The following is a 14,702-nucleotide window of genomic DNA, read 5'->3' as shown; positions in this document are numbered from 1 at the left end:
ATGCTACTATTAAGACCTTTCTAAGAAATCTTGTATCATAATTACGATTATTGATCCAACAGACAAAGATACTACAGTTACAGAAACTATCCAGTTTTTTAAGCATATGAAATTTTCGCTAGTAGAATAAAGGCTTAGTAACACAAATGAGAATTCACTTACCTGGGATAGTAGCGCAGATGCAAGCATGGAATGTATTCTTCTCCATTTCAGATTTATTAATACTACGTAATTTATTAGTATTTTAAATAAAGTTATGAAGATCACTACTGCAAGTATGTTGAATATATTCTTAGCTATAAATACTGTGTCAAATAAGGTCCCTATATATACAAAAAATGACATCATAAGGATTCCACTTAATGGCATGGAAAAGGACAGAAGGGCATTCTTTGGTCCTAAATTTCCTAATATAAACCCACATATGAATGCTCCATAAACACCAGATAACCCTACCAGCTCAGATACCTGAGCGAATCCAAAGCATATTGCAATAGTTGCTAGTGCATTTATTTCTGGATTTTTTAAAAATGCAGAGTTAAAGAATTTGTTTAAGAACTTTAAATTCGATCTTGATACAAATATTACGCATACAATCATTATGAACAATGAAAAGAATAGTTTAGAAAATAGGACATAAATTGAGCTCTTGAAGATTATGCTTTTAAGAGTAATTATCATTGGAGCTAATGCTAAATCCTGGGCAATTAATATGCTAATCACTAAAGATCCTACTTGGTTATTAACTTCATTTTTATTTTCTAGTAATTTTACTGCTACTGCTGTGCTGCTTAATGCAAAGAAACATGTAAAAAGAGCTGTCATTCCAGTATCCATACCTAAAAGTGAACCTAACAATTTAGCTGCAAGGAATGAGGATAGTATCTGCACAAAAACACATATTAATGATGTTTTCCATACTTTTTTAAATTCGTATACATCCAGTTTTAATCCAACTGTAAATAACATCAATATCATCCCGAAATCACCAATAATCCTAATTGGCTCTGTTTCGGTTATTAGTTTTAACATGTGAGGGCCTAATGCTATTCCTGTCAAAATATATCCTATTACTGGAGGTTGGTTAGATGCAGCAAGAAATAGCCCTATCACAGCGCAAAAAGTCAATATCAAAGATATTTTGTCTAAAGCTACAAAACCCATGCTCTTATAGTACATTTGATATAATTAGAAAGCAATTTGTTTTTTTGTATTTAATGATGAATTTTTAACAGAATTTCTTTTAGGAAAAAGATAAAAATATTATTTAGTTATTTCTGTTTATAACTAAAATTAATGATTGTACAGAACTGAAAACTGACTTGAGAAATCAATTATGTTAAATAATACTTGAGGCAATATTACCATTAAAGTAAGCGAATATGCAATGTTATTTCATTATTTTGATAGTAGTTTTTAAATTTGGCTTCATATAAAAGTAAGCAAATAAAAATATTTTGTAATCTTAATAAATTATTTACTTTTTTATTATCTCCTTGAAACATATCTTTATAAGGAGTATCTTCAAAATAACATGTTTTCTTTTGTAAAAATTGTAAAAAAAATAATTAATTGGGTTTCTAGAGTGCTTTATAGAATTGTATTTTGGTTCAGGTCCAATGAAATAGACAATCTTAAGAGTATTGCTAAAGAAATAGATAAAAAAAACTATAGTGATTTAAGTGATGAAGAGCTTGCTTTGAAAACACAAGAGTTTAAATCCAGATTTGAAAATGGAGAGAGCTTAGATAGCCTTTTAGTTGAAGCTTTTGCTGTTTCTAGAGAAGCTTCTAAAAGAGTTTTAAATGAAAGACCATATTTCGTTCAGCTTTTAGGAGGAATAGCTCTCCACAAAGGCATGATTGCAGAAATGAAGACAGGTGAAGGTAAAACTCTTGTTGCAGTTGCTCCTGCTTATTTGAATGCTCTTGCTGGAAAAGGTGTACATGTAATTACAGTAAATGACTATCTAGCTGAGAGAGATTCAACTTGGATGGGTAAGGTGTTTAATTTCTTAGGAATGTCAGTTGGATGTATACACAACAATATGAGAGATGAAGAAAGAAAAGTAGCTTACAATTGTGATATTACTTATGGAACAAATAACGAATTTGCTTTTGATTATTTGAAAAATAATATGAAAATGTCAGAAGAAGAAATTTATCAAAGGGATTTGAATTGTGCAATAGTAGATGAGATAGATAATATACTTATAGATGAAGCTAGAACTCCATTAATAATTTCTGGCTCATCTAACCACTCTTCTGATTTGTATGCATGGATTAATACTTTGACAAAAAATCTAAATGAGTCCGATTATCAAAAAGATGAAAAGCATGGGACTTGTCACCTTACTAGTGATGGTGTTAAGAAAATAGAAAAAATGCTTACTGATGATGGAGTAATAGATTCAGGGGATACTATGTTTGAAAGTAGAAATGCTACTTTGATACATCATTTGAATCAATCTATGAAGGCTCACTTCTTATTTAAAAAAGATAAAGATTACATGGTAAAAGATGGACAAGTATTTATAATTGATGAATTTACAGGAAGAATCATGTCTGGTCGTAGATATAGCGATGGGTTGCATCAAGCTTTAGAGGCAAAAGAAAATGTAAAAATCCAGGATGAAACTAGAACTCAAGCTTCCATAACGTTTCAGAGATTTTTTAGGCTCTACAATAAGTTATCAGGAATGACAGGAACTGCTATGACTGAAGCAGAAGAATTTGACAAAGTATATGATCTGAAAATAGTTTCAATACCTACAAACAAGCCAATATCTAGAACAGATCTCCCTGATGAAATACATGCAACTTTGTCAGAAAAAATAAAAGCTGTAATAAGTTTGGTGAAAAAATGCAGTGAAAAGAAACAACCAGTTTTAATAGGTACATCTAGTGTTGAGAAATCCATGATTTTTTCTAATGCACTTAGAGAAGAGAAAATAGCTCATAAGGTTTTAAATGCAAAGAATCATGCAAATGAAGCAAGAATAATAGCTGATGCTGGAAAGCTAGGAAGTGTAACTGTTGTAACTAATATGGCTGGTAGGGGTACAGATATAATGCTTGGAGGTAATGCTAAAATAATTGTTTCAGAGAAGATAAAAGATTTAGAAAACGAATCTGAGATAGACAGTATTACAAAGCAGACGATACAAGAAATAAAAGAAGAAAAAGAGAAGGTAAAAAATACAGGAGGTCTTTTTGTTATAGGTACTGAGAGGCACGAAAGCAGAAGAATAGATAATCAGCTTAGAGGAAGGGCTGGAAGACAAGGGGATCCAGGTAAATCTAAGTTCTTTTTGTCTTTAGAAGATGATCTGGTAAGAATTTATGCTGGTAAAGTAAATACTCTATCTTCAAGAATGAAATCTGAAGGACCTATTACAGGTAGAATCGTTACTAGACTTATAGCAAAAGTTCAAAAAAATATAGAATCTCATAATTTTGACCTAAGGCAGCACGTTAAGAAATATTCTGATGTACAGGAAGAGCAAATGGATAGCATATATAGATATAGGATGGAGTTATTGAAAAATTACTCTAAAAATATTTGGCTAGATTTAGTAAAAAATTCTATAGAAAAAATGATTCATGATTTTCTGCTAAAAGATGAGGATTTAAGTGCTTTATCTAAGGCAATTAAAGATCATTTTAAATTGGATATAAACTTTGATGAGATAGAATCTAATGAAATTACAGAAGAGTTCCTGGTGGATTACATTTTTACAAAAGTAGAAAAGTCCTTTGAAGATTACATTTCTGAAGATGAAAAGATTTTGAAAATGAGTAAAATAATTGCACTTACTATTTTAGATGAACATTGGATAGATCATGTTGAGAAGCTGAATTATATAAAGCAAGGAATAGGTCTCAGAGCTTATGGTCAGAAAGATCCTTTGGTAGAGTACAAAAAAGAAGGCATACATGCTTTTGAAGAGATGCTAGGTAATTTCTACTTGGATTCTGTAAAAGCATTCTTTCATGAACTTTCTGCATAATTTTTGAAATCTAATCTTTCCTGTTTTGTATAGTTATTAACCCTAGTTATATAAATAGTTCTTGAGATTTTTATAATTTCTCTATAACTTTGATGTGTTTATAAGTTCAATGTATTCATAAATAGTATTAATTAATGATATAAAGATTGAATAGTATTAGGTGGTATAGATGTTAAAATTAAATGAAATTATAAATCTGAAAGACTATAAATGTTTAGTTGGGCTAGGGAACATAGGAAAAGAATATGCTAGCACAAGGCATAACTTAGGTTTCGTTTTTCTAGATGTTATGAAGGAAAAATTTTACTCTAGTGATTTTAAGAGTAATAGAAATTATTCTATTTCAAGTTTAGAGATTACTATCAATGAGGTGCATGAAAATATAGCTCAAGAAAAGAATAGTATATCAAGTGAACCTAAATCAATTAAAAATAATTTTACAAAAAACTCTGATCAGAATAATTTTCCAAAAGTGCAAAAGAAACATCATATAGATTTTATAAAACCATCTACATATATGAATAGTTCTGGACTTGCTGTTCTTTCTTATATGAAAAATAAAAATGTGAAGCCTGAGGAGGTTTTGGTTGTTCACGATGATCTAGAAACAGATGAATATGAAATAAAAATTAAACATGGAGGTGGGACAGCTGGTCATAAGGGCTTAAAAAGCATCACTTCTGCTATAGGGAGTGAGTATTCTAGAGTTAAGGTTGGAATAGGGCATCCTGGTCATGGAGTGGCAGAGTTTGTTCTTAAAGCAATTAAGATGGATAAGTGGAACATTGCGATAGAAAGATGGATTGATTCTAATATTAAGCTTGATTGAGCTCTGATATTAATTAAATTATTAATGACATTTAATGCCATATAAATTTTAATGCAATGTAAATATGTTAGATAAAATTATTTTCGAATCTACTGTATGTATTATATTTTTTTTGTATTCAGAAACCAATTACAAATCTTTTAGGTTGAACTTAGTTTAAGGGTTAAATTAAGATTGTTCTTTTGGTTTAGAAGGAGCGATAATTGTTGCTAATGTGGTGTTAGGCTCTAATTTCATTACTCTTAGATTCTCAGGAATTGAAACATCTTTAAGTTTTATAGAGTCTCCTGAATTCTTTCCTGTCAAGTCTATTTCTATAGCACTTGGTATTTCAGATGTTAAAACTTTTACTTCTACTTTTCTGACAAGGGGGTTCAAAATACCACCCAATTTTATACCTGGAGACTTATCTTTGTTTATAAATGAAACTGGAACATTTATATTTGCTAATCTAGATGGATTTAGATCTAGGAAATCTATGCTGATTGGCCTTAGATGGATTGGATGGAACTCAACTTTGTTTATTATTGTTTTGTATTTATTCCCATCTAACTCTAGATCTAGTTTTTTAATCATAAAGTTTTCTTCAGAGAATAACTGTGAAACTTCTTTAAAACTTATAGATCCATGTACGGATTTTCCATTTGAATGTATTGAGACAGGAACATAGCCCAATTTCCTAATGTTTTGTGCTTCCAAAGTTCCGAAATTTTGCCTAGCTTGAAGTTTTATCATATAAGTAAAAGATTACATCGAATATGAGAATAATTCAAGAATTACAATATTTGTATTTTAGCTTATTTTTTCAATTAATTTTTTTAATATTAATCCGAATAAATTATCATAAGGAAGATTAATTGTAATAAAATATTAAATTAAGGAGGTATTCCAAAACTTCTTTTAGTTAATCTATACAAATATTATGAAAATAACAGGCGAGTAACCGGAATCGAACCGGCGACCTCTAGAACCACAACCTAGCGCTCTAACCGACTGAGCTATACCCGCCATGAATTAAGAATACATAACATAAAACTCATTATCAATAACTAGAACGAAATTTGTAGGAGGTTTACCACATTCAAGTTGTAATTTTTTTTAATATTAAGTTGATTTAGATAAAAAATAGTTTTGTGTTAGTATCTCTCTGTGTCTAATTTAGTGATAGTTCTAGTTGGTCCATCAGGTTCTGGAAAAACTTCCTTATCCTGTATGCTTGTAGATTTTGGTTTTTATAAGCCAATTACATGCACAACTAGGTCAAAGAGAGATTCAGAAAAGCATGGAGTGGATTATTTTTTCCTATCTGAGTATGAGTTTTTGCAAAGAAAAGAGCTTGGTAAGCTTGCAGATTGGGATAATATTTTTGGCTGTTGGTATGGAATAGAGAAATCTCAAGTAGAAGATATAAATAAACCTATAATTCTAGCAGCTAGCTACAAAGGGGTTGAGAATCTAAAAGAAAGTACTAACAAAAAAGTTATTTCTGTTTTCTTAAACCCTCCAAGTAAAAATGAGATTGAATGCAGGATAAATGATAGAGATGGATCTGTTTGTAAGGATAATTTGAAAAAAAGAATGACTTCTTTTGATTCTGAAATGGAAAACATGAGTAAATGTGATTATGTTGTTTCTACAGATCAGGCTATTGAAAAATCACTAGAAGATATATTATGTATACATAGTAAATTTGGATTAATATAGTTTACAATCGTATCAGTAAAAATCAGATATAGAAGATATTTATGTTTTTTGTACAGAAAGGAGTTTGGTTTTGTATAATTTTTCTGTTTTTAGTTTAGCAATGGTTAGTGCAATGGTATATACTTTGCCCGGTCATACTTTAGGATATTGGCTTGCAGATTTGAAGGTCAGTAAGAAGGCGTTGGGGTTGCTTAGCATATCTTATTTTATTCATGCTAGCAAAATCCTCTGGGTGCCTTTTTTTGAGAGAATTAAAGTTCCATTTTTAAATAAGATTCTAGATATAAGATCTAGTTGGATTTTCTTAATGATGATTATTCCTTCTATAGGATTTTTTATACTTAGCTTTAGAAACCCATTACAGAATCAATATATATTTGTAAGTGTAGTTTTATTGAGTGTATTTTGTATGTCTACTATGGATCCGCTATTGAGAGCTCATTTCTATAAATTGAGTAATGATCAGAATATAAAAAAGATACTTACTCTAGGTAATATTGGATTTAGAACAGGTTTGTACTTAGCGTTAAATATTTATGTTTTGATTTCAAATTTTGTGTCATGGAACGTGATTTATAGAATAAGCTCTTTGTTTATGATTGTTGCTTCTTTTACAATTTTTCTGTTACCTAGAGAAAAAGAGGAAGAAGAGTCTAACTTCAGCTTTAAGGAAATGTTTATAGAACCCTATAGAGATTTTGTTTCTAAGCATAAGCAGTATCTTGTTTCTGTTATTGCGATTATGTTTTTATTTAGATTGCAGGATAAATTAATATCTCCCGTATTTTACTGTTATTTCGTAGAGTTAGGAGAATCTTTAAGAGGAACAATCTCAGCTCAACATATGAAATACTTGTTTAGCGCTTCTAAAATTATAGGAGGATTTACAGCAATTGCTGGGTCCTTAGCAAGTAATTACTATCTAAATAAATATAGTTATAAATACAATTTTTTTATCAGTGCAATTTTGCATTCGTTAAGTTGTTTGCCTCTTCTTTTGTTAAATAATTTCTTGCAATCTCAATATCTAATTGTAGGTGCTATATTAATAGAAAAGACAATCAGGGGATTTGCTAGCAATACGTTTTATGTTTATCAAACAAGCTTGTGTTCGAAGAAATATGCATCTTCTCAATTGGCTTTGTTAAGTCTATCTGAGTCATTTGGATCAGCTTTAATTGGATCATGTTCAGGGTATGCTGCCGAATACTTAGGATGGAATTACTTTTTCATATTAGCAGCTTTAATTAGTTTGCCAGTCTTGTTATTCTTAAAGGCTCTCCCTAAAAACTTGGTTGTCAAAAAATCTAAAACTTAATCAGTTATTTTGTATGTTTTAAATATTTTAGCTTTGGTATAAACACTTTAGCTTTGATGTTTTTGATTTTGTGTTGAATTAATGCAGAAATCATGAATCTACAAATAAATTTGAGTTTAAAAGTTTAAGTTATTAATCTTTTTTGGATCAGATTGATATTTATAATAATCTGAATATAAGTGTTTTTGGTAATATTGGGTTGTAATTAAGGTTGTAATTACAAATTAAAATATTTATACATATGCTAGCGTGCTAATGAAAATATATTTATCTAACGTTTTGTGTAATGTAATTTTGTATATGTAATTTAAATTCCAAACGCTTCTTCTAAAGACTTCCATTCACTTTTTCCTATAGAAGTTCCTTCTCTGCTTACTTTCTCTCCTTTTATTGCTTTTTTAATCACTTCAATTGCATTTGCAGACAAAGACATTTGATTGAAATTTGTAAACGCATTGTAAACCATAGGGGTCCAGAGCTTTAATATATGTTTGATAGTATCTGAATATGCTTTTATTTCTTGCTGAGAGTGGTTAGAGCTGCGTAACATTACAAATCTAAGCAGATTGTTTAGATCTATTTTCCAGTAAAATTGTGTGTATATGTTGGTTGGTAAAATTCCTCTTGCTAATTCTCTTGCTACTCCTTTTTCCAGTAGAGACAAATACGCTTTATAAGATTCTGTATTTAGATTATGAATCATATCTTGTGATTCTTGCTTGATGCTGTCTTCTAACTCTAAGCCTCTTGCTTGCTTGTTTGTCTTATCTTGTCCTTTGATATCTTCTTTATTAGGCAAGTAAAAGCTATCTTCCATTTCTGAATACCTAGCAGAATATTCATTTACATTAGCAGTTCTATGTCTCAACCATTGTCTAGCAACGAAGATAGGTGCTTTTATATGTAGTTTTATCTCACACATTTCGAAAACAGATGTATGTGCATTTTTAAAAAGATAATTTATTAACCCAGCATCTGAACTCTGTGTTTTTGTTCCTTTTCCATAAGATATTCTCGCAGCTTGAACTATAGAAGAGTCATTTCCCATATAATCTATAACCCTCACAAAACCTTGATCCAATACTTTTATTTCTTCAAATAGTATTTTTTCCAATTCATGAGACATAGCTCTTTTAGTTGTGTTTTCCATAATATCACTCATCAAATATATTAAATCATTATTATGTGTCAAAAAAAACAGAATTTATGATAAATTATTAAAATTTGAGAAAATTATTTGTGTAAAGTTTTTTTTATAGTTAGGGTAGGGATGAAATTTACTGTTAGCTTCATATTACTATTTTCTAAAATCCACTAAATATATCTTTGAAATGTCTGCCTCTTTGTTCGAAATTTTTGTACATATCCTGAGATGGTGCGCCTGGAGAAAAAATTATATTTATTTTATCTAAGCTAGTTTGTTTTTCTTTTTTTATGTTTATTTTTGAATTCTCACAATTTTGCTGTTTTGCAATTTTCTGATTTTCAACTATTTCTTTTATATTTGTAAAAATCTCATTCAGATCTTTTTTGATTTCGCAGTTTATTTCGTTTTTAAAAATTTCATGCATTAGTGAAGAATTTTCACCGAAGAAGTATGCTTTTTTTATGTTTTTAAAAGGAAAAGTTTCTATAGAAAATCCAGCTTGCTCTGTCTCAGTATTGCTTAAGATCCCCTCTGAAAATTCTGCCTTTTCTTTATGTTTTCGTGAATCTGTACCATGCAAATCTGCGCTTAGTTGATTTATACTTAATTGGTTTTGGTGAAGTGATTTTAAATCTCTTGTGAGCTTCCCTCCAGCTATCCAGATAATATTTGTGTACCCTTTTATAATGTGCCTTGAGCATATTAAGTTGGTGCTTTTACTATCATTTATTATTTCTCCAATAAATTTACTTTTGTGTGCTAATTTCTCTCTTCTGTGCTCTAAAGGATTTAACTTTGCAAAGCTATCCAGTATAAAGTTAGGACTTAATCCTAGAATCCTACATGCAGCATATGTGCATAGATTTATATCGGTTATATTAGTAGATTCACTGGTATAATTTACATTTTTGTTTGTATTTATATCAGCATTGATTTCATTAGAATCATTGCTAGAGTTTATTTGAAGAACTTCCTGTCCATTTTCATATATTTTCCCCATTTTAAAACAGAAATCTGCATCTGTTTCTGAGCAAGACATGGTAAGTATTTCTGGGACTTTGTGTAACATTTCTTTTGAATTTGTGCTTTCATTTTGATTCATAGGCTTATTTGATTCATAGTGTTTAGATAATTTAGATAGTTTTACGTTTGAGTGTAAATCTTGCGTTAGGTTTGGCTTTAGAAATTGCTTTGCATCACTTAGTAGTTCATAATCTAAAAGCACCTTTTTGCTCATATTCATTAAATTGAATTTAGCATTTCTATAGTCTTTCAAATTATCATATCTGTCAAAATGATGTGGTTTTATATTTGTGATTATTCCTAAGTCAAAATGAGCATTTTTTATAGTTTCAAGCTGATAAGAAGAAAGTTCTACAATCACATTATCTGATTCTATTGAAGAACAGGAAATGCCTATGTTTCCACAATGTATAATTTTGTCTGGATTGTTTTTCTTTTCTGAGGTTTCTTTTAGCTTTGTATCTTTACGTTTTTCTTTTTCAGAGATATATAATTTCTCATAATGTAAATTCATGATTTGGGATATATTGAGAACACTAGTAGTTTTGTTAAAGCTTCCTGTACATCCTATAGCCTGTCTGATTTTGTTAAACTTAAATAATAAATCCACTTCATTTAGTTTTATCTTTGAATCATACAGAAATTTATGGCTTTTAATACCAGGACTAAGAACTACAAATTTAATTTCAGGTTCATAGGAATCATCGAACACTATGGTTCCTGGATATTTTTTGTGTACAAGCTTAGTTAATTCCAAATTGTCATCCCAGATAAATATTTTCTTTTGTAGCTTTGTAAGAAGCTTTACAGCTCCTAAGTTAGAAATGCCCAGCCCAAGGATTAAATAACCACTCATATACTGCGATTATACTTAAATTTTTGTAGTCTATATATGCTAATAAATATTTTGTCAGTATTTATCCAAATATAACTAATTTAATAATGTGTGTAAGTATTTAAAAGGCTAATTCAATAAAGAAATCATTAATGCAATGAAAGAAAGAAATAAAGTGATTTTCTTGGCATAATATACAATTTCTTTTTCTGTATAATGTTTTTCGAAGTAGTGATGTATAGGAGTTATTGGGAAAATTCTTTTTTTGAACAATTTGACTGAAGCTATTTGTAAAATCACAGATAATGTCTCCATAATAAATACTCCTCCTGAAATAGCAAATGTCCATTCGACACCAGATTCTAGAGCCACTCCAGACATGAACGAGCCTAATAGCAAAGATCCAGTATCTCCCATGAAAATTTTTGCTGGATTGTTATTGAATCTCAAAAAAGCATTAATTATGCTTACCATACAAAAACATAGATATGCATTTTTATTAGATATAAATCCTAGCAATATAATACATATCTTAGAAACATTCCCAGCCAATCCATCAATTCCATCAGTTAAGTTTACAGCATTTGCTGTTCCTACTATTACAAATACTTGCCATGCTAAGCTTAGAAAATTCAAGTCACTGCTGCTTGTAGTAGAAATTTTATCTATATATGACAGATTTGATAAAGGATTTACTTTTCTAAATAGAATCACACAAATAGAAGCAGTAATTATTTGTAATAAAAATTTTGTTTTGGCGCTCATTGCAGAATTTTTTCTATATTTTACTTTTTGTAAATCATCTATAAATCCTATTGCTGCAAAGGATACTGCTAGACATACAGGAAAAAGAGATTGCATAGAAAATATTGTTAACTTTCTAAAGATTATAAAAAAAGATGGGCAAAATGTATGCAATAAATTTTTCATTATAATTATTAGTAAAGTAGAGATAAGTAATGATATGAGCATAAACACACCGCCAAAAATTGGTACATTCTTCTTGTTGTGAGCTTCTATGAATTTAGATATTGGTTGCGAAAATTTTGCATTATTACTCTTGTTTGACAGGAATGCAGAAATAGAATATCTGGTTAATAGGTAAGAAAATATAATAGGAATTAAGTATATTGAGAATGATATAAAGAAATTCATAGCAGAATCTGCTGATACTTTAAATGGCATTAGTCTTTTTGCTGCCTTTGTGATTTCATTGGTTAGTTCTATAATAAAACTGGAGTATAAAAACATAATTACTGCCCTCTTTCTATAAAATTAGACATAAAACTATCATTGCATAGCTATAGTGTGCCAAACAGAAAAAATTATATTTATATCTTACAATTAAATTGTTTTAGTGCATATAAACTTGTTCTGAATTATTGATTTGAATTGTAAGTTGTAGAGTATTTGTAGAGTATTTTTTCTTATGGAGTGTTTATTTTATGGAATATTTACTTTTCTGCAAATCTTCTATCCATTGAGTTATTTTTTTTATATCAGTCGAGTTGCTTCCTTTTGCAAGAATCACATCTTTGTCTTGTATGTTTTGTTTTAAGAAATGGCATATTTGTACCCAATCTTTAAAAATCATTCCTTTTTTAGTTTTCCAAAGATTTGGTGTTTCTTCTAAAAGTATTAATAATCCTTTGAAATTTAAATCTAATTCATGATATTTCTGAGTATGCTTTCCTAGCTCTTTCATTTCTCCTATTATTGCTATTTTTCTTATATTTTCTTTTTTACAGTTATATATAGAAAAGCTTTCAAGTTTTGATAGGGAAAATTGTAATGACATTGGATTGCAGTTATAACTTCCATCTATTAGAGTGATTTCTTTGTCATCGAATTTTATTTTTACTAAATTATTTCTTCCTTTTGGTGTTGAATAACTTTTGATATTTTTTCTTGCATGTTTTAGCTTTTCTTCATCTGATATCTTTAATATCGCATTGTGGGTAAAGTCTTGATCTGCTAAAGAATCTAGGGTTTTGCTTTTCAGGTCTTCTTCCTTAATTACAGAGCAATTTAAAGTCTCTATAATAGCTTTATTTGTATCTTTTGGTACAAATGTTATTTTTTGTGTATGTTTTGCTATTTTGAGCTTTTCTGATCTTATGTGGTTTACATTCTTGAAATTACCAATATGAGCTGGACCTATGGATGTTATTATACTGTAGTGTGGTTTTATTATCGCAGATATTTCATCCATTTCGTTTGGTTTATTAATTCCAAGCTCAAGTGCTAAGTATTCAGGTTCTTTTTCTATACTAGACAGAAATATTGCTAGTCCAAGTATAGTGTTATAATTTCCTGGAGTGCCTAGTATGTCTTTTTCTTTGAATGCACACAATATTTTCTCTTTCGTTGATGTTTTTCCACAGCTTCCAGTTATTGCTAGTATAGTAGATTTAATTGAGTTTCTTAAGTTTATTAATAATCTAGTCAGAACTTCTTCTGTATCTTTTGTTAGTATTTGATTTTCTTTTATTAATTCTGTCTTATAAACCAAGCCATGATTAAAACTGGCATTGTGTGGGCTAAGCTTAGTATGAGTGTCTTGAATAGATTCAGGAGCAGGAAATGCAATAGATATAGGCTTTGAAACAACAATATAAGAAGCTCCTTTTTCTAATGCTTCTTTAGCAAAATCATGTCCATCATTTATTTTTCCTTTTATGCAGAAAAATATATTCCCAGGTTTAACTTTCCTGCTATCTATTTCTATTCCAGAAAACTGTTTAGATGGATAAAATCCAAATGTCTTGAAAAAAATCTCTTTGCTAAATATCACTTCTTTTATTGAATATCATGATAATGAAGTTTTGTTTAGTGCATGTTTAATTTAGTAAGTTTAATAAATGGGCCTGACAGGAATCGAACCTGTGACAACACCGTTATAAGCGATGCGTTCTAACCGCTGAACTACAGGCCCAACAAAATAAATATTATGCTATAATTGCAAAAAAGAAAATACTAAAAATATGAATTGGTCTGTTGGAAGAAGTAGAAAATTAAAAAAAGCAATTAATCAGGTAAATCAGGTTACTATACCTATATATAGTGACAATAAATATATCAGAGATTATTTTGATTTCGAAGATGTTTGTAATGAATTTGATAATGAAAGAATTTGTGTTGAGGACTCTGCAAATGTTTTAGACATATTAAGTGCTACAAATACTATAAACAGATCAGAGCACATGCTAGAAGGCATAAATTTCTATAAAGATTTGGAGAAAAGATCTGAGCTGTTTTTGGATTTAGGTTTCGGATCTGGTGACAGCTTGATGCATCATTTAAAGAATTCTGACGCACTTATTTTAGGTTGTGAGATATTTAAGCCTGGGATTTATGGGGCAGTAGAGAAAATAAATTCAATTTTAGGTGAAGTAGAAGCTAGAAAAGCTTCAGAAAGAACAAGGCTATTCCTTGCTTTTTATCAAGATATATTACGAAAAGTTCCAAATGCTTCTGTTGATAAAATTTTTATGCTTTTTCCAGATCCATGGCCTAAGTTTAAGCACAGTAAAAGAAGGTGTTACAATTTGCCTAACTTGGATTTGCTTTTGTTTAGATCCTTAAAAACTGGAGGTAAGTTTATTTTTGCATCTGATATAAAAGAAATTGCTGATGGAATGTATAGAATGTTATGTGATATAGATTTCACAGGTGGTTCTTTGGCTAGATATGAGTGTAAAAATATTTCTGAATTTGAGTACAAAACTACATATGCTAGAAAAGCATTTTCTAATGGTAGGAGTGCATATGTCATTGAATATACAAGATAAATTTACATTTACATTAGACATAATTAGAGTTAATGATAATTTTCGT

The 14,702-nt window shown here is 29.6% G+C and carries 10 protein-coding genes, 2 tRNA genes and 1 pseudogene; 5 read left to right on the top strand and 8 right to left on the bottom strand.

What is annotated here, in order from left to right:
- Window positions 1-9: 9 nt before the first annotated feature.
- Window positions 10-1,179, bottom strand: a complete 1,170-nt coding sequence (locus FZC36_RS02370) for a cation:proton antiporter domain-containing protein (protein ID WP_148972377.1) — start codon at window positions 1,177-1,179, stop codon at window positions 10-12.
- Between the two features lie 355 nt (window positions 1,180-1,534).
- Here FZC36_RS02370 and secA point away from each other — a divergent pair.
- Both secA and pth read left to right on the top strand, forming a co-directional pair.
- A pseudogene (gene secA, locus FZC36_RS02365) lies at window positions 1,535-3,982 on the top strand (preprotein translocase subunit SecA); the annotation flags it as partial.
- A 196-nt stretch (window positions 3,983-4,178) separates the two neighbouring features.
- Window positions 4,179-4,838, top strand: a complete 660-nt coding sequence (gene pth, locus FZC36_RS02360) for an aminoacyl-tRNA hydrolase (RefSeq protein WP_148972375.1) — start codon at window positions 4,179-4,181, stop codon at window positions 4,836-4,838.
- A 168-nt stretch (window positions 4,839-5,006) separates the two neighbouring features.
- On the opposite strand, the gene FZC36_RS02355 is transcribed toward pth, so the two are convergent.
- Both FZC36_RS02355 and FZC36_RS02350 read right to left on the bottom strand, forming a co-directional pair.
- On the bottom strand, window positions 5,007-5,573 hold the full coding sequence (locus FZC36_RS02355) for a 50S ribosomal protein L25 (protein WP_148972374.1): 567 nt from the start codon (window positions 5,571-5,573) through the stop codon (window positions 5,007-5,009).
- A gap of 199 nt (window positions 5,574-5,772) precedes the next feature.
- Window positions 5,773-5,846: transfer RNA gene (locus FZC36_RS02350), tRNA-His, on the bottom strand.
- A 141-nt stretch (window positions 5,847-5,987) separates the two neighbouring features.
- Here FZC36_RS02350 and FZC36_RS02345 point away from each other — a divergent pair.
- Both FZC36_RS02345 and FZC36_RS02340 read left to right on the top strand, forming a co-directional pair.
- Window positions 5,988-6,542: a guanylate kinase gene (locus FZC36_RS02345; protein ID WP_148972373.1), complete on the top strand. Its 555-nt coding sequence runs from the start codon at window positions 5,988-5,990 to the stop codon at window positions 6,540-6,542.
- Window positions 6,543-6,612: 70 nt separating this feature from the next.
- Window positions 6,613-7,860, top strand: coding sequence for an MFS transporter (locus FZC36_RS02340; RefSeq protein ID WP_187440099.1), 1,248 nt, complete (start codon window positions 6,613-6,615; stop codon window positions 7,858-7,860).
- A 307-nt stretch (window positions 7,861-8,167) separates the two neighbouring features.
- Here the strand turns inward: FZC36_RS02340 and thyX are convergent, their stop codons facing one another.
- The 5 genes from thyX to FZC36_RS02315 all read right to left on the bottom strand — a co-directional run bounded on the left by thyX (window position 8,168) and on the right by FZC36_RS02315 (window position 13,800).
- Entirely contained in the window at window positions 8,168-9,022 is an 855-nt protein-coding gene (gene thyX, locus FZC36_RS02335; RefSeq protein ID WP_222912610.1) for an FAD-dependent thymidylate synthase, read from the bottom strand.
- A gap of 142 nt (window positions 9,023-9,164) precedes the next feature.
- Entirely contained in the window at window positions 9,165-10,886 is a 1,722-nt protein-coding gene (locus FZC36_RS02330) for a Mur ligase family protein (RefSeq protein WP_148972371.1), read from the bottom strand.
- A 108-nt stretch (window positions 10,887-10,994) separates the two neighbouring features.
- The gene (locus FZC36_RS02325) at window positions 10,995-12,116 is read right to left on the bottom strand and encodes a phospho-N-acetylmuramoyl-pentapeptide-transferase (protein WP_148972370.1); all 1,122 of its coding nucleotides are present in this window, start codon (window positions 12,114-12,116) and stop codon (window positions 10,995-10,997) included.
- Between the two features lie 187 nt (window positions 12,117-12,303).
- Entirely contained in the window at window positions 12,304-13,659 is a 1,356-nt protein-coding gene (locus tag FZC36_RS02320; protein WP_148972369.1) for a Mur ligase family protein, read from the bottom strand.
- A 68-nt stretch (window positions 13,660-13,727) separates the two neighbouring features.
- Window positions 13,728-13,800: transfer RNA gene (locus FZC36_RS02315), tRNA-Ile, on the bottom strand.
- 49 nt (window positions 13,801-13,849) lie between these two features.
- On the opposite strand from FZC36_RS02315, the gene trmB reads away from it, so the two are divergent.
- Window positions 13,850-14,656 carry a tRNA (guanine(46)-N(7))-methyltransferase TrmB gene (trmB, locus tag FZC36_RS02310; protein ID WP_148972368.1) on the top strand — a complete coding sequence of 269 codons (807 nt, stop codon included), beginning with the start codon at window positions 13,850-13,852 and terminating at the stop codon, window positions 14,654-14,656.
- Window positions 14,657-14,702 lie beyond the last annotated feature (46 nt).

Source organism: Candidatus Nesciobacter abundans, assembly GCF_008189525.1.
GTDB classification, from domain to species: Bacteria; Pseudomonadota; Alphaproteobacteria; order CAJXXZ01; family 1604HC; genus Nesciobacter; species Nesciobacter abundans.
The sequence above is the reverse complement of the archived record's forward strand: the minus strand, read 5'-3'. Positions and strand labels throughout refer to the sequence as shown.

Excerpts from the sequence above, each read along its gene's own strand:
- FZC36_RS02325 (WP_148972370.1), bottom strand. The coding sequence starts at position 12,116 with ATGTTTTTATACTCCAGTTTTATTATAGAACTAACCAATGAAATCACA.
- pth (WP_148972375.1), top strand. The coding sequence starts at position 4,179 with ATGTTAAAATTAAATGAAATTATAAATCTGAAAGACTATAAATGTTTA.
- FZC36_RS02370 (WP_148972377.1), bottom strand. The coding sequence starts at position 1,179 with ATGTACTATAAGAGCATGGGTTTTGTAGCTTTAGACAAAATATCTTTG.
- thyX (WP_222912610.1), bottom strand. The coding sequence starts at position 9,022 with ATGAGTGATATTATGGAAAACACAACTAAAAGAGCTATGTCTCATGAA.
- FZC36_RS02355 (WP_148972374.1), bottom strand. The coding sequence starts at position 5,573 with ATGATAAAACTTCAAGCTAGGCAAAATTTCGGAACTTTGGAAGCACAA.
- FZC36_RS02330 (WP_148972371.1), bottom strand. The coding sequence starts at position 10,886 with ATGAGTGGTTATTTAATCCTTGGGCTGGGCATTTCTAACTTAGGAGCT.
- trmB (WP_148972368.1), top strand. The coding sequence starts at position 13,850 with ATGAATTGGTCTGTTGGAAGAAGTAGAAAATTAAAAAAAGCAATTAAT.